14 protein-coding genes are annotated in these 16,684 nt (G+C 36.2%); 6 read left to right on the forward strand and 8 right to left on the reverse strand.

From position 1 onward, the window contains the following. On the reverse strand, positions 1-702 hold a 702-nt coding region (locus tag AT685_RS03510), incomplete at its 3' end, for a nicotinamide-nucleotide amidohydrolase family protein (RefSeq protein ID WP_143713104.1). Here AT685_RS03510 and thpR point away from each other — a divergent pair. Genes thpR through AT685_RS03535 form a run of 5 tightly spaced genes read left to right on the forward strand, consistent with a single transcriptional unit; the run spans position 683 to position 4,705 of the window. Then, complete coding sequence (gene thpR / locus AT685_RS03515) at positions 683-1,243, forward strand: RNA 2',3'-cyclic phosphodiesterase (protein ID WP_072151576.1); 561 nt, start codon at positions 683-685, stop codon at positions 1,241-1,243. The genes AT685_RS03510 and thpR overlap by 20 nt on opposite strands. Before the next feature lie 15 nt (positions 1,244-1,258). Beyond that, positions 1,259-2,341: a recombinase RecA gene (gene recA / locus AT685_RS03520; protein ID WP_072149739.1), complete on the forward strand. Its 1,083-nt coding sequence runs from the start codon at positions 1,259-1,261 to the stop codon at positions 2,339-2,341. A 16-nt stretch (positions 2,342-2,357) separates the two neighbouring features. Further along, the gene (locus AT685_RS03525) at positions 2,358-3,017 is read left to right on the forward strand and encodes a regulatory protein RecX (RefSeq protein ID WP_072151577.1); all 660 of its coding nucleotides are present in this window, start codon (positions 2,358-2,360) and stop codon (positions 3,015-3,017) included. 13 nt (positions 3,018-3,030) lie between these two features. Next, on the forward strand, positions 3,031-4,107 hold the full coding sequence (locus tag AT685_RS03530; protein ID WP_072149741.1) for an AI-2E family transporter: 1,077 nt from the start codon (positions 3,031-3,033) through the stop codon (positions 4,105-4,107). Beyond that, on the forward strand, positions 4,079-4,705 hold the full coding sequence (locus AT685_RS03535) for a helix-turn-helix domain-containing protein (protein WP_072151579.1): 627 nt from the start codon (positions 4,079-4,081) through the stop codon (positions 4,703-4,705). Before AT685_RS03530 ends, AT685_RS03535 begins: the two co-directional genes overlap by 29 nt. Before the next feature lies 1 nt (position 4,706). Here AT685_RS03535 and AT685_RS03540 read toward each other — a convergent pair whose 3' ends face one another. From AT685_RS03540 to AT685_RS03560, 5 genes are all read right to left on the reverse strand, one after another. Then, positions 4,707-6,050 (reverse strand): M28 family peptidase, encoded by a 1,344-nt coding sequence (locus AT685_RS03540; RefSeq protein ID WP_072151580.1) that lies wholly within the window; start codon positions 6,048-6,050, stop codon positions 4,707-4,709. Positions 6,051-6,084: 34 nt separating this feature from the next. After that, positions 6,085-6,447: a hypothetical protein gene (locus AT685_RS03545; RefSeq protein ID WP_072151581.1), complete on the reverse strand. Its 363-nt coding sequence runs from the start codon at positions 6,445-6,447 to the stop codon at positions 6,085-6,087. Between the two features lie 172 nt (positions 6,448-6,619). Beyond that, entirely contained in the window at positions 6,620-7,090 is a 471-nt protein-coding gene (locus AT685_RS03550; protein WP_072151582.1) for a hypothetical protein, read from the reverse strand. A 109-nt stretch (positions 7,091-7,199) separates the two neighbouring features. Beyond that, a complete protein-coding gene (locus tag AT685_RS03555; RefSeq protein ID WP_072151586.1) occupies positions 7,200-10,337 on the reverse strand; it encodes a peptidase MA family metallohydrolase in 3,138 nt (1,045 codons plus the stop codon). A 161-nt stretch (positions 10,338-10,498) separates the two neighbouring features. Continuing rightward, a complete protein-coding gene (locus tag AT685_RS03560) occupies positions 10,499-13,222 on the reverse strand; it encodes a TIM-barrel domain-containing protein (protein ID WP_143713105.1) in 2,724 nt (907 codons plus the stop codon). Positions 13,223-13,313: 91 nt separating this feature from the next. On the opposite strand from AT685_RS03560, the gene AT685_RS03565 reads away from it, so the two are divergent. After that, positions 13,314-14,852 carry an ArnT family glycosyltransferase gene (locus AT685_RS03565; protein WP_072151584.1) on the forward strand — a complete coding sequence of 513 codons (1,539 nt, stop codon included), beginning with the start codon at positions 13,314-13,316 and terminating at the stop codon, positions 14,850-14,852. Between the two features lie 2 nt (positions 14,853-14,854). Here AT685_RS03565 and AT685_RS03570 read toward each other — a convergent pair whose 3' ends face one another. Both AT685_RS03570 and AT685_RS03575 read right to left on the reverse strand, forming a co-directional pair. Then, positions 14,855-15,079 carry a flagellar FlbD family protein gene (locus tag AT685_RS03570; RefSeq protein ID WP_072151585.1) on the reverse strand — a complete coding sequence of 75 codons (225 nt, stop codon included), beginning with the start codon at positions 15,077-15,079 and terminating at the stop codon, positions 14,855-14,857. A 58-nt stretch (positions 15,080-15,137) separates the two neighbouring features. Then, positions 15,138-16,684: flagellar hook-basal body complex protein (locus AT685_RS03575; RefSeq protein ID WP_143713106.1), on the reverse strand; the 1,547-nt coding region annotated here is incomplete at its 5' end.

Genomic DNA, 16,684 nt, shown 5'->3' on the forward strand with positions numbered 1-16,684 from the left:
ACCGAATCTAAATTCTTTTGCAAATGTTTCATTTTTATCAGAATAACCTATCCAAACGAGCCCAACTGGTTTTGTTGGTGTTGCCCCTGTTGGACCTGCTATCCCGGTGGTTGATATTCCGATATCAGCTCCAGAAATTTTTCTAACACCTTCAGCCATTGCTTCTGCAACTTCGCGGCTTACAGCGCCGTAAATTTTTATAAGTTCTTCGGGAACGCCAAGTATTTGAATTTTTGCCTCGTTGCTATATGCAACAATTCCACGCTCAAAGTATCTTGAACTTCCCGGTATGTTTGTGATCCTATCTGCGATCAACCCACCTGTGCATGATTCAGCAACGGCAAGTTTCAAGCCTTTTTGAGCTAATAGTTTGCCGACAACTTCTTCAAGTTCCTCATCGTCAACGCCATAAATATATTTCCCGATTTTGGTTTTGATTTTCTCTTCAGCCTCATTGATAATCTTTTCAGCTTCGCTTGAATTCTTTGCTTTAACTGTTATTCTGATTTTAACTCCAAGAGCTGATGGTAAAAACGCAACTTTACAGAATTTCTCAATTTCTGCAACCGTATCTTTTAATTTTTCATAAAGATGTGATTCGGGATAATCGGCTTGAAAATAAACAAAGAGCATCGCAAATGGCGCTTGAAATTTTAAGAAGAAAATTACTTGGAATTGAAATATGAAAATAAGAACATTCATCGCAATTGATGTCCCTGAAAAAATTAAAGATGAAATTTTTGAACTTGAAAAGGAACTTATGAAATCAGCAGGTGAGGGAGTTAAATGGGAAGAAAAAGAAAAATTTCATATAACTTTGAAATTTCTTGGCGATGTAAACGAAGAAGCAATTGATTTAATTTATGATACCTTGAACGAAAGACTAAACGGTTTTGGGAATTTTTCAGTTATTTATAAAGGATTAGGATGTTTCCCTGATATGAAACATCCGAGAGTTATATGGATCGGCTGTGAGGACCCAAGCGGGAAACTCTTTGAACTTCAAAAAATAGTTGAGGAAAAAATGAATGAACTTGGATTTGAAAAAGAAGACAAAGAGTATCACCCACACATAACGCTTGGCAGAGTTAAAAATCCAAAGAACATATCTGGCTTGATTAAAAAGATGGAAAGTATTAATTTTGAAACAAGGACAGGTGAAGTTGCGGAAGTTCTTATAATGAAAAGCGACCTTAAACCGACGGGTTCAGTTTATACGGTTTTAAGAAAAATTAAACTATAAAAGGAGTGATTTAAAATGGCGGTTGACAGAAATGAAAAGTTAAAAATACTTCAAACAACGATCCAACAAATTGAGAAGGAATATGGTAAGGGAGCTATAATGCGTCTGGGCGAAGGTCCAATTGCAAGAGTTGAAGCGATTCCAACTGGCTCAATCTCACTTGATGCAGCAATTGGAATCGGTGGGGTTCCGAGAGGGAGAATAACCGAAATTTTTGGTCCCGAAGCGTCCGGTAAGACAACCCTCTGTCTTCACATAATTGCCGAAGCTCAAAAAAGAGGCGGACTTGCTGCATTTATTGATGCTGAACATGCACTTGATTTAAACTATGCCAAACGACTTGGCGTTGATGTAAGCAACCTGCTCCTTTCTCAGCCTGAATTCGGAGAACAGGCTCTTGAAATAGTTGAAGCACTCGTAAGAAGTGGTGCAATTGATGTTGTTGTGATTGATTCGGTTGCTGCTCTTGTCCCAAGAGCTGAAGTTGAAGGCGAAATGGGAGACGCAACAATGGGTGCACAGGCACGGCTTATGTCCCAGGCTTTAAGAAAACTTGCATCAGCTATCAGTAAATCCAATACAAGTGTTATCTTCACAAATCAACTCAGAAGTAAAATCGGGGTTATGTTTGGAAATCCAGAGACGACAACAGGTGGATATGCCTTGAAGTTTTATGCAGCGGTTCGCCTTGATATAAGAAAAGTTGATGTGATAAAAGAAGGACAAGAGATAATCGGGAATCGGGTCAGAGTTAGAGTTGTGAAAAATAAAGTTGCTCCGCCGTTTAAAGAGGCAGAATTTGACATAATTTACAATGAAGGGATTTCAAAAATTAACGATTTACTTGACACCGCCGTTAACCTTGGGATAATTCAAAAAAGCGGTTCATGGTATTCATATAAAGATGAACGAATTGGACAAGGAAGAGATGCTGTTAAAAAATTCTTCACCGAAAATGAAAACATTTTAAAGGAAGTTGAATATCTTGTGCGGGAAAAACTTGGACTTTTGCCCGAATCAACCGAACAAAAATTAACTGAATCAGAGGAAGTTGCCGAAGAAACACAACCAGAGCCAAAATCAGGAAGAAAGAGGTAAAGTAAAAGTTTAAAAGATGCCCATCGTAATAGGTTTAAAACGAAAAAAAAGAACAAAAGAATGGTACTTTATTTACCTGAACGATGGGCGTGAGATTTTATCCTACATTGACTTCATCATCAAATTCAAAATCAAAACTGGAAAACAACTAACGGAAGAACAAATCGCAGAAATTAAATCCTCATCTGAATTAATTTCTGCTAAAGAGACCGCATATAAATTTTTAAGCCATAAACCAAGGACACAAAAAGAGGTTGAAGAACGACTTAGGCAAAAGGGATTTGATAAAAATGTGATTTCAAAAGTGGTTCAGGAGATAAAAAATTATGGTTTTATAAATGATCTTGAATATGCAAGAAATTTTGTTTTTGATCGTATTAAGTCAAAAACACTTGGCAAAGTTGCTCTTAAACAAGCATTGCTTGCAAAGGGAATTTCAAACGACATCATTGAACAAGTTTTATCAGAAAGAGAGAATATAGTTGATGAATTTGAAATAGCTCTTGAACTCGCAAATCAAAAATTAAAACAGATAAAATCATCAAAGAAGAAAAAAAGAGCAAAAAACGAACAGAAAAGGAAAATCTACGAATTTCTGGCAAGGCGTGGATTTAGCTGGGATGTTATAAATCGGGTGATGAGAGAAATTTTTAATGATCTTGAATTTGAAAATTAACGAGAACAAAAATATGAACGAGAAAATATCATTCAGACGGGGAGTTCTTGTTTTCATCGGCATACCGACGCTTGTGCTTTTAATTGTGTGGATTGCTTCAATCGCTATCCATATTTCACTCATTGTGATTTTGTCAATTTTTCTATCAGTTGCGCTAAACCCATTGGTAATATATTTTGAAAGTCTGGGATTAAAGAGAACCGTGGCTATAATGGTTGTATTTGCAAGCTTATTACTTATGCTTATTTTTACGATCATCTTTCTAATCCCCACATTCACGAACCAACTTAAAACACTCGCCGAGCAACTTCAAAAAGTTCCACTTGATGTTATAATTGCCAGCGCAATTCAAAATCTCAAGGAGAAAATCCCAATCCTCAAAGGGCTTGACCTTGAACATAAAGCTAAAGCTCTAGTTGCGGAGTATTCAATTAAAGCAGCTCAAGCGTTAACTTCAGCTATAACAACTATATTTGAACTTTTACTTGCTCCATTTGTTGCATTTTTCATTCTGAAAGATGGGGAAAGATTTAAGAAGAAAATCATAAGAGCAATACCAAACAAATACTTTGAAATGGGATTAAATGTCCTTGATAAGATTGAAGCACAGATAACTGGCTATATTCGTGGACTCGTTCTTGAAGCAACCGCTCTTGGGATTATGTCTGCGATTGGTTCTGCAATTCTCGGGATTAAGTTTGCGTTTGTGATTGGTTTGATCGCTGGAATTGCAAGTTTTGTCCCTTATCTTGGTGCTTTCGTTGGTGCTGTTCCAGCTTTGTTAATTTCAGTCGTCCAGTTTGGGGACGGGAGAATGATACTCCCACTGGTCATAATGTTTGTAATAGTCCACTTAATTGATGACCTCGTGGTTCAACCACTTGTTTATTCACATTCCGTCGGGATGCATCCCGTTGAGGTTGTCTTTGTGCTTTTGATCTTTGGAGAACTGTTCGGATTATTTGGAATGCTTATCGCAATTCCTATTGAGGCGATTATAAAAGTTTCCATAAGGGAGATATACTGGGGTTTAACACACTATAAAATCACAAGCACGAAATATGAAAGTTTTGAAACTGCCCGAACTTGACAATGAATTCATCGCTCGGCAGTTGAAAGCTTTGAGATTATCTACTGATAAAAAAATCGCCGAAATAGCCGAAGCAACAGGATATGCACCTTCGTATATTTCCTTGATTGAAAACGGCAAGAGAAGTCTCAATTATAAAATTTTAAGAAGAATTCTGCTTTATGGATTTGACGAAACATTATCAAGTTTTTTCTCAAAAATCCTTGACGATGAAGGCACATTCTCTGAGAATGCGTCCATTCCACGAATTTACAAATCCCCCTTTAAACTTTACAATGAAGATAAAACGGTTACAATTCAAATTTTGATACCAACGGATGCATCCCGAGGGATTGAACTTGTCAAAGTTACGCTTTCCGAAGGCTCAACATTTGATGAAGAATTTACGGTTGATTTTAAAATTCAAGGAACAGTTTTAAATGGAGCGATTGAGATCCAGCTCCATGAGCAAAAATTTAAAGTTTTACAAAATGAAAGTTTTTCCATTTCCATAAAAACGAGCTCTCAACAAAATAATTCTCTTTGGAATCTCAAAATTTCAAACTCATCAAGAGACACATCAGAAATTCTTCTACTTTTCACCCCACCCGTGTTTTAACTTACCTTGCAGGGTTTGGTATGACAATCAAACTTTCGTTTCCATCTAAATCAACAGATTGAATCCCAAATATAAAGTTATCTTTTGAAACATTTTTCAATGTAAACTCATTAACTTTACCAACGAAAATTTTCTTTTCCCACACTGGCGATGTCGTTTCCCTGATACAAATGTTATAACCAGCGAGGTCTTCTTCATCGCTCAATTCCCATTTTAAAGTTGTATCATACTCAAGCTCGCTGACCTTTATAATTGGATTCTGCGGTGGAAGCGGGGCATTTGCAAGATGATAAATAGCTACTGCATTTACCCTTGCGACATTTGCACAGTATTCATAATCAACAAACTCGGGAATATCCCCATACTTTATCCCTTTCTCAATCCTAACATTTTGATGTTGTCTGGTGTAATTTTCATTCATTTCACTTATCCTTATCGCAGGAAAACCTTGCTCATTAAAAGATATATGGTCACCACCACGCAAAAATCTATCCCGTCTGAAAATTAATTTAACTTTAAAGTTGTCAAGATATCTTTCCGCAACATCCTTTATATATCTTGCAAGCTGTCTTGAAGGTGAATCATTTTCAAGTCCGGTTTGTGCAATTAATCGCAGTGTATTTTCATCTCTTATAAGCGGTAATCCCTCTGAAAAGATTCTAACTTGCGTGTTATCTATAATTCCATTTCCACCTTCTATATTACCAATTATGTCATTATTTAAAACCCCGAGGATTACAATTCCAGAATCTTTAAGTTTTTTTGCAAGATGTCTGCTCCCAAGCAAACCTTGTTCTTCGCCCGCAAAAAGAACAAACATTATCGTAAAATCAAACTCATATTTGCTTAAAACTCTAGCAAGTTCAAGCACCGCAGCTGTTCCACTTCCATCATCATTTGCCCCGGGGGCGAAACCCGTTGAATCAAGTACATCTCCAGCTCTTGAATCATAATGAGCACTTACAATATAAACCTTATCCTTGTAAACTTTCCCTGGGAGCGTAGCAACCACATTCACCATTTTAGTTGGTTTAGGAACCCTTGGACCTGGTGGAGCAATAAACTCATCAAATTCAACCTTTAACTTTCCACCGCTTTCTTTGCTGTATCTTTCAAGTTCTGATTTGATCCACCTGCGAGCTGCACCAATACCCCGAGCTGGACTGACTGTATCTGAAAGCGAATGGCGAGTGTGAAAACTTACAAGTTTTTCAATCTTCTTTTTGATGCTGTCTGGAGAAATTTTTTCAATTATCTCAACCACATTTGGATTGCGATTTAAAGCAGGCTGTGAAAACGAAAGGGATAATGAGAGAATTGAAAAAAGAAAAATTCTAAGTTTCATTTTGCTTTAGTTTTTTATTTAAAAACTCGGAGAGTCATTTTTTTAAATCAATGAGAAGCTGAATAACAGTATCTATCCGCTGGTTGAGCTGGGCTATCTGGGAGTCTATTTTTTGATTAAGCTGAGCTATTTGGGAATCTATTTTTTGGTTAAGCTGGGCTATCTGGGAATCTATTTTTTGATTGAGCTGAGCTATTTCTTGTCTTAATTGCCCCATTTCCTGCCTTAACTGGTTTACCTGCATGTCTATTTTATCGTTAAGATATCTAAAATCCTCTTCTTGCCTTCGCTTTATCTCATTTACAACTTCAAGTATGTTTTTCGTCCTTTCATCCACAACCTCATAAATAAGTTCAAGTGTAACTTTCTTTATTGCTTTCGTTATTATCTCTTTCATAAGATTTTCAAATTTTGAATTTAATCATTCAAAAGCAAATATAACATCTTTAAACTTTAAAGTCAACCCCGCACTTTCATAACCCTATTCATTCAAAACAATTCAATCTTTAACTTAAAATCACATTACAAATTCTAGACCACAATTTGAACTTCCCAACCGTCCAACCAGCTCACTTTACACCAAGTCTTTCTTTCATCAATTTTACTTCTTGGCTTGCTTTTCTAAGTTCATTATAAATTGCAATTGCGAATTCCCTTACCCTTTCTGGTTTCGGATCTGGCTTTTTAAGCTCATCCGTTAAATTCCTGTAATGTAGGTCAGCTCTCTTGCAATATTCATCAAGATATTTAATATTTCCTCCAACCATTTCAAGTTGTTTCTGGTTCAGTGATTTTTTTAATTTAGCATATGACTCCCTCACATCTGCAAGGCATTCGCCAACTTTTTCAACATACTTTTTTGCTACATCTGGGATAATTGCGTTTTCCCTTTCAATTTCGGCTTTTAAAGCCCCTGCATATCCACGCACATTGCGACAGTGATTATCAAACTCGTCAAAGTAATTTTTAAGTGATTGAGCTAAAAGAAAAACTGGGAAGATAAGGAAAATTATTATAATGTGCTTTTTTAGGTGCTTCATATCTCATCGCCTCCATTGCTCATTGTTAAATTTTTATTGATCAATCAGATAACCAATTTCACCTTAGAAAACTTTTACACAAGCTCTTTTGCCCTATCACTCCAACGAATCAATAATCCGGACCAAAAGAGAAATAATAAACTGGCTTTGAAAATGAGCCCCAATTAAATCGCCATGCGATATCAAGACGCAGCAAAAGCCCAAACAGATAAATTCTAAAACCATATCCAGTTCCAATTAACAAATCCTTTGTCACAGTTCCAGTAAATGGATCTGGTTCATAAAATGCACGCCAAGATCTCCATGAATCCCAAGCCGAACCCATATCAAGGAATATGACACCCATTATATTTCTAAATGCAAGTGGCAAAGCCCCACCGATGAAATATCTTATCAACGGAAATCTGAACTCAAGGTTCATAAGAGCAAACTTTGAACCATTTTGCTCATTGTAAACATATCCACGCAATGGAACAATTGGTCCAGATATGGCTTCAAAGAAAAAGAAATCAGCTGTGTTCTCAATCGGTATGTAATCATTTTTAATAGCCCAATTTATCCATGCATCAACTCCACCGAGCATGAAACGCTGTTTATTTTTGCCGGTGCTTCCACCAGCCGTAAATCTAAAAGCAAAACTATAATCACTCCACAAACGGAAATACTTACGATAATCAAAAATCCCTGTTAAAAACTGAATGCTACTTGAGCCAAGCTTAGGGCTTGCGTAAAGCGAAATATAATATCTTTCACCATTTGATGGGAATATATATCTCCAAAGGGAATTGTCATGAACATAAGTAACCGATGGCATTAAAATGCTTGAGCGCTCACCTATCTCCGGAAAATCAATATATTCACCAACAACATTATAATATCCAAGCCCGAAATCAATCCTTCTAAATTTATCAATTGGATAAGACCCCATCAATGTCCCACCGTATAATCTATATCTATAATAAAGCGGATAATACTGATCGCCAACACCAAAAAATCTTGCTATGTGAAAAGCCTCAATTCCCCAATTGATTCTCTTCGGAAGGTAGAAATAAGCAAAGGCATAATCGCTATTTTTCAAATCAAACACAAGACTCGTGATCAAATAAATTTGATGATTCCCGAGCATATCGCTAAACATCATAAACGCCTCACCAAGAACACCATAAAAAGTGCTATAACTCGCATTTGTATAAATTAAATCTGGGGTGAAATTAACTTTATATCTGTAAACTTTATAACGACCAGATTCATCAATGTTATCTGGAGGGGTTAATGAGTCCAAACGAGTTTTAATTGACATTGCAAGGCTATCATGTCTGAATATGTCTGCGAAAATATAACTTCGTAAGTTAACTTTTATATCACTTCCATAAGGTTGAATTGATGTTGAATCAGAACCAGCTTTCGTGGTTTCTTGCTCTAACTTTTTAGCTTTTGCAAGTTCTCTTTCTTTTTCCTTCAAAAATTCAGTAACAAAAACAGTTGGCTCAAGCTCCTGCACATTCAGCTTCCTCTCAAATGGCTGACGCAAAAGGAAAATATCAAAACCACCATTGTAAAAAGATGAAAATGCAAGTTTTGAACCATCATATGTAATTGACAACTGATAAATTCCACTTAAAGAATTTGTCAAAGGTCTTTCAATTCCAGTTTCAAGATCTTTTTCATAAATATTGTTAATTCCATTTCTGTCCGAGATAAACAAAATCTTCTTTCCATCAGGGGAAACAACAGGTGATGTTTCATCCCAGTAATCCGTGTGCGTTATTCGCTTAATCTCACGGGTTTCAATATCAATGGAATAAATATCATATTGGTTTGGATCAAAATTATACATTCTAAAATCTTGCGGGATGAAATCTTTTGAAATGAAATCCTTCCTGTCGGAAGAGAAGTAAATCAATTTCCCATCATGCGACCAAACTGGATCAGCATCACTGAAAATATCATCTGTTAAATTAACAAGCGTTTTGTTTAAAAGATCATAAACATAAATATCTGATTGTCCATGTTTCAAACCAACGAAAGCAAGTTTTGTCCCATCCCTTGACCAATCAACAGAAAAAATGCCATCAAGATCAAATGTTATTTTCTGCTGTTTCTCTGTTTTAACATCAATTACGAAAATTGCATCACGCTCACCGCTCTTTACAGCAAGTGCTATTTTATTCCCATCCGGAGACCATGTTAGCCCAGGCGTTAGAAGATGAAGCTCCTCAAAATTTTTAGTTCTATTACCCTTTACAATCTTTTTTATGATTTTCCCGTCAATTGCGGACATGATGAAAACATCAAAATAGTCATCTCTATCGGAGATAAAAGCAATTTTATCACCCGTTGGAGAAATAGCAGGGCTTGTGTTATAAAAATGATTTCGCTTCGTATGATCTGTTAATCGTTTGGCGAATTCATCTGGGGCTTCCCTTTTTGCAAAATCAGCCCAGTATAACTTCTTTTGTTCCCTCATCCATCTGTCAGAAAGTTCTTTTAAAGACATCCCAAGTGAGCTTCTTATCCCGGCTTCAACACTTCTCAAACCTCTAATCCTGTTTATAAGCTCACCAATCTTTTCATCACCGTATTTTCTTGAAATATACCAGAAAACAGATTGTCCGCCCCTGTAAGCGAAATAACCATCAAGATACTCTATCGGCGGAAGATAATCGCTCACAGCCGCATCACGCATGAACATATCAGAATTAACATCCCATCTTAAAGCGGAAAACTCTGGCAAACCTTCAACTATCCACATCGGGAGCTGAAGTTGAATGTTATTTATCAATGCAGATTGAAGTGAACCACCGTAAAACATATCGTTCATAACAGCATGAACAAGCTCATGATGTATAACATGACGAAATTGTCTATATGAACCTTCAAACGGGACGACAACTCTATTCTTGAAAAGCTCAGTCACCCCACCAATTCCCTCCTCAAGATACTCCATTACAACATTTGTCTGCTGAAAATCGTTATGCGAATTATAAACCACTATTGGAATGCGGTTTATTATCTCATACCTTAAAAGCTTGCTTATTTTAACATAAGCATCCTCAGCTACTTTTGCAGTGTATTCTGCAAGCTCATAACCGCCATCGGTGAAATAAATGTCAAAATGATCAGTTCGTATAAAATACCAAGCAAAATCCTTATACTGAACCTTGTTTTTCCCAAAAGGACCTTGCTGTGCAACTATCATTGAACTCAAGGTTAAAATAAAAACAAGGGAGATGAAAAAGCGTTTCATTTTAACACGCCTCCTGGTTTTTGATTTGTTCCTAAAAAGTTTAATCATTTTTCAAAAATTTTCGTTCCTGACTCAATTTACCATCAAAATTTGCAAAAATTCAAATTAAATTTCTTTTAGATTTTGACGGTGGATTTTTTGCTCAAGTTTAATATCAAATCTCACCTCAAAACAATCATCTTTTTTATCTTGAAAAGATTCCTCATGCGAAGCATGTAAAAATATACACCGCTTGGCATTTCACAGGAATTGAATCTAAATCTATGCCTTCCAGCGCCCATCTCTCCTAAATTAAAACTTTTTACAACACGACCAAGCATATCATAAATCAAAATCTGAACATCACCATTATAAGACAACTCAAACTCTATCTCCGTTTCCAAATTAAATGGATTGGGATAATTTTGATAAAGATCAAACCTAAAACTTTCATCCCTGTAATCCTCAAAGCCCGTAGCGAGATCAACACCGTAAATTTGCACCTCAACCTGTGATGAAGTTTCGGAGCACAACTTCACATATAATATCTTCTTGTCAAAGTTAAACCACGCCGAATTTAAACCCATGTAAAATCCCACAGAGTCATCTTCAATTTTAATTCTGATCCCATTTACCGCAACAGAATCAAACCTATCAATGAGATTAAACCTCAAAATCCAGCATCTATTCTCAATCTGACCAGTAAATTTCCCCACAGCATTGCCGATTTGAAAATTGAGTCTATTTCCCTGCTTTCTGCATCTCAATTGAGTGATTGAAAATTCACCGTTTTCATATTTCATTGTCTCTCCATCATCTTCATACAACTCAAAATCCACATCGCCAGGATAAATTTCAACCCAAAGGGTATCATCTGGAGATTCATCAACATATTTTTTGACCTTTGCCATTGGAATTATTGATGGAACTTTAACAAATAAAGGTATTTGTTCAAGCGGTGTATCAACTTGGATTGTTCTCCCACCGTTATAAATTTCACCTGTCCAAAAATTAACCCACAAACACCCAGATGGCAAATAAACATCCTTTACCCTTTGACCAGAAACAAAAACAGGTGAGACAAGGATAAAATCTCCAAAGAGATATTCATAACTCAAATTATAAACATTCACATCGTTTGGGAATTCATATAGAACAGGTTTTATAAGCGTCTCACCATATCTCCATGTTTTGTAGGCATAAGTGTAGATATACGGTATTAAGCGATAGCGAAGTTCAATATATTTTCTGACTATTTTTTCAACTTCCTCACCAAAAGCCCATGGTTCAAGTGGTTGCTCATGTCCGTGAGGTCGCATAACTGGACAAAATGTCCCAAATTGAATCCATCTGATATACAATTCGCCTGTCGTTGTCCCGCCTGTAAATCCACCGATATCCGAATTATGATAAGGTATACCAGACATCACCATTCCGATCAACATCGGTATTTGAACTTTAAGCCCATTGAAACTTTTTTTCACATCCCCAGACCAAGTGATAACACCGAATCGTTGAATTCCAGCAAATCCTGACCTCGTCAAATTAAAAATTCTTTTTTCAGGAAAATCACGCCGATAACCATCATAAAGGGTTTTCGCCCACAGAAAATTGTAAATGTTGTGAATTTTTCTTGCATCGCCAAGGTGATGTCGTAAAAAGTTCGGGTGATTTTCTGGCTCCCCAAGGTCAGTCCAAAACCCAGACACACCTTCATTTAAAAGATTTTTATACTTCTCCCACCACCAAAATTGCGCTTGTGGATTTGTCAAATCAAGCAAAGATGAAGGAGTGGCCCAAAAATTTTGAAAAATGTAAGTCTTACCCGTTGAATCAAAAGCGAAAAATTTATTTTGTTCAGCAATTGGGTAATTAAAAGAAGAAAGATTTATATATGGTTCAGATATAACAATTGTTTTAACACCTTTCGCCTTAAAATCAGACATCATCTTAACAGGATCATGCCAATTATTTCTATCCCAAGTCATATTTCCCATCTTTCCCCAGCCAAACCAATAAAGGTCAATAATTATCCCATCAAGCGGGATATTTTTTTGCGTAAATGTATTAACAATGCTTTCGGCTTCAAATTGATTCCTGTAGCCAAATTTACTCTGTAAAAATCCAAAAGCCCATTTCGGCGGAATAGGTGGAAATCCTGTAAGCCAAAAATACTTCTTGAGAATCTCTTTCATTGAAGATGCATAAATAAAGTAATAACTCATCTGCCCATCCTCTATTTTATAATACCACACAGATTGAATTGAGCTCCCAAAATCAAAGTAACCCGGAAATGTTATGTCAAAATATAAACCGTAATTGTAATTTGATTGAACAAACGGAACATTTACCTGCATCGTTTTCAAAGGAGTTTCGTATCCACCGATATGTTGATTATATGTGCTGAACGCATATCCCTTTCTATCAATATCAATCCCCTTCTGACCAAGTCCATAAAAATGTTCATCAGGTTGAATTTCAAAAAAGACATATTTCTCCTTACCACTATACCCGAATCCTCCCAAATTTCTTTCTTTAAGTAAAAGTTTTCCTCTCATGTTGTAATAGTAAATCCTTAATGGAAACTTATCAATGCGAATTGAAATTGAATCTGTCTTGATGAAAAACTTTTCCCCATCATCACTTATTTCCCATTTCACAACATCAGGAGATTGAACTACTACAAAACTTGTGTCCTCAACGACATTGCTTGAATCCTCAAAGAAAATAACTTTTACTATATCGCTTCTAACAAATTTAAACTCAACCGCACATGCCCCCGCATAAAACCTGACCCCATTATCTGTCATAATGTGCCTTGTATAGTTCCCGACAAAATTTATCTGACCGAGGGCGATCACGGGGAAAAGCAGGTTTAGAATAAATCTTCCTATTGACATCTTCATAGTAAATTTTATTTGCAACGCGCTTATTATTTTGCGAATCTATCCGATTTAATTTAAATTAATTCAAAAGCGAAAAACAAAATAACAACCGATGAAGAAACAAAAAGCGGAAATCAAAGTTCAAAAGCTGAACTTTGATAAAATCATATCCGCCATATCACTTATTTATTTTATTGGTGTTTTGAGTTTTTCGGTTGGCTATAGAAAGGTTGGGAATTATGATATAGAAACTGATTTCTTCTGGGATTATGCAATTGAGGCACGGAATATCTTAAAAGGTATAGTAAATGTCGGTGAATTTAGAGGTCCAGGATATCCTGCAATTGTCGCCATGATCTCGCTTTTCACAGGTGATTCATTTACATCAGGGCTTATCATTTCCGCCATCTCTTCATCTCTTGTTATTCTTATAACTTTTAAAACGCTGAAAAAAATTTTTGATGATAAAATTGCTTTCGCAGTTTCACTTACCTTAATTTTAAACCCGACTTTTTTAAGATACTCCTATGTTTGTGGGACAGATATGTTTTTCAACTTTCTCGTTTCATCTGCCGTGTTTTTTGCCATCATCGGGGTTTCAAAAAATAAAAATACATTGCTTTTTCTTTCAGGTCTTGCCGGGGGCTATGCGTATCTGACAAGGTATAATGGAATTTCTCTTCTTGTTGGTCTGCCATTAATGATTTTGATTCTAAATTACAAAAACTTGAAGAATGGAATTTTGAGGTCAATTTTTGCTCTTTCAGGATACCTTGCCTTTCTTCTCCCTTGGTCAATCTACTCTTATATAAAACGTGGTGAATTCTTCTATAACCGAAATTATCTTAACATTGCTTATGAAATGTACGCAAAGGGGAAAATCCCCTGGGATAATTTTTGGTTTGAAGCATCAAAAGAATATAAATCTTTCGTTGATGTTTTCTTGCGCGACCCAGCCCTTTTCATTGAAAAAGCTTTTTTGAATTTAATTGACCATTTTTGGCGTGATTTAACGCAACTTTGTGGATGGCAATTTACAATTTTGTTCATACTTGGCTTGATTTTAATGATAAACCGTAAAATTGACAATATAAAAATTGCTTACTTTGTCCAGAGCTTAACATTTTTTCTTGTCCTTGTCTTTGTGTTTTATAGCGAAAGGTTTTCAATGTACCTTCTACCAACCTACCTTTCAATCTGTTATTACATTATCAGCTGGGAGAAAATAGAACGCACAAAATTTGGGTGGTTAATTATTCTCACAGTTCTTAACCTCATCTCTCTCCCTAAAATTTCTCAGATGATAAAAAGAGATATTGATAATCAGCCGTTTGATATACTTTATGTAAGAGAACAGTTCAAAGCAAAATTTGGAGATTCAGAGAGAGGTAAAATAATAGTTGCAAGAAAACCTAACATTGCTTATTACCTAAATATGGAATTCAAACCTTTCCCACTTGTGAATAATTATGATGAGCTTTATGCCGAGTTAGTAAAGTTAAACGCATCATATCTCTATTACAGTTGGATTGAATATTATTTCCGCCGAAATTTTGAATCCCTTTTTAATTACACTTCCCCACCACCTTTCCTTGAAACTGTTGCGGTTTCGGAAAATCCACCTGCTGTTTTATATAAAGTAAAAAGGTGAAGTCATTTCTCTTCCTCGGATTTACGAACCGGAGGAATTAATGAAGACGGAAAACATCTGCGACGGTATTCAATTATTTTTTCAACAACTTCATCAACACTTTCTTTTACCATAATTTTTTTTCCGGTTGTCAAAGCTATAATTGTGTCAGGGGAAGCCTCAAGATATTCAATCAATTCAGCATTAACGACGATTTCTTGACCGTTTAACCTTGTTACTTTAATCATAATTGATCTTTAAATTTGCTTTTAACAAAAACCCCGCCACAAAGGGCGGGGATTAGATTTAACGCTTCAAATTTACTATTTCCTGCAAAAATTCATCACTTGCAGTTATTATCCGAGCGTTTGCCTGAAAACCACGCTGCGCGATTATCATACGTGTGAACTCCTCAGCAAGGTCAACATTTGATTGCTCAAGAACTCCCGACATTACTTTTGACTGAATAGCCGACCCAGGCTCATCAATTATCGGTGCTCCAGAATTCGCAGAAATATCAAACATGTTATCCCCAACTCTTACCAATCCACTTGGATTGTTAAATGTTGCAATAAGAATTTGCGCAAGAACGCGAACAGTTCCATTTGAAAATACACCTAAAATTTTGCCATCTTCACTCACAGAAATTGTATTCAAAAACCCAAGCCCATATCCATCCTGATCAGCAATCAAGCTTGAGGTTCCCTCCATTTGTGTTATTCCAGCGAATTCGCCAATTTTCCCCGGGTCAATCACTATTTCAAGCGTTTTTGCTGAATTATCACCGGGATCAATCTTTAAAGTTGAACTCCCATCATCAAAGAAGAAACTTCTTATCGAGCCGTCCTGATTAAAAACAATTTTACCACTTCCACCAGCAATTATGACTTCTTTCCCAGCAACTGAAGCTGTCCAGGACCATTGATTTGGCACTGTCGCGTCCTTTACAAATTTTAAAGTTATGTTATGCCTATTACCAAGAGAATCATAAACTGTCACAGTAGTTGATACCTCAACATCTTCAGCTTTTTGAACTTCAAGCCAGTTGCCAGGTTTGTTTTCAAAAATTGAGTTGAATCTATCTCTGCCAGAGGCAGATATGTTAAGTTCCGTGATTTCATACGCTTTTCCACCATCTGCATTTATTACAAGAGATCCTGTATCTGGATCAATTTCAACTCCTTTGGGATTGCCTATTCTAAAAGCGTTTTTCACCGCATCAGCAAAATCTTTATACTTTGATGTTGCGTTAACGGAAAAATTAACAGTTGAAATTGCTTTACCGCCAACTTTACCATCAATTGTAATTGTATCACCTGCGACAAGCCCAAGGTCATTTCCCTGAGCATCTCTTAAATTAATTAAGAGGTCATCCGCTCTCGCAACATGCGAAAATTTATCCGAAAGTTTATTTGAATTTGAAGAATAGTTTCCATTTAACCCCGAAAGAGCTGATTCAAAATTGCGATTGTTACTTGATATCAAAACGGTTTGATCAACACTTGATGTTAAAACTACTCTACCTTGTGAATCAATTGAGGCAAACAATGAACCTGCGAAATCGTTGTTAATTTCTTTAATTAAATCGTTTAAGGTATGAAAGTTACCGTCCCCAACTCCACCATCTTTGCTAACATAAGTATAAGTTTTAACTTTCGTTCCATCTTGAACCGTCACAGTTGTTGAGCCAGATATCATCCCGGTTATCACTGTGTTTGCACTCCCAGTTGCAAGGAGATCGTTTACATCTGAATTTCCATCTTCAACTGCATAAAGCCGTGCGCTACGAAGTATATTACCTTTTGGAACACCACCAGCGTTAAGATTGCCCGTAAGTTTTATAACAGATGTTG

The organism is Candidatus Kryptobacter tengchongensis (assembly GCF_001458555.1).
GTDB classification, from domain to species: Bacteria; Bacteroidota; Ignavibacteria; order Kryptoniales; family Kryptoniaceae; genus Kryptonium; species Kryptonium tengchongense.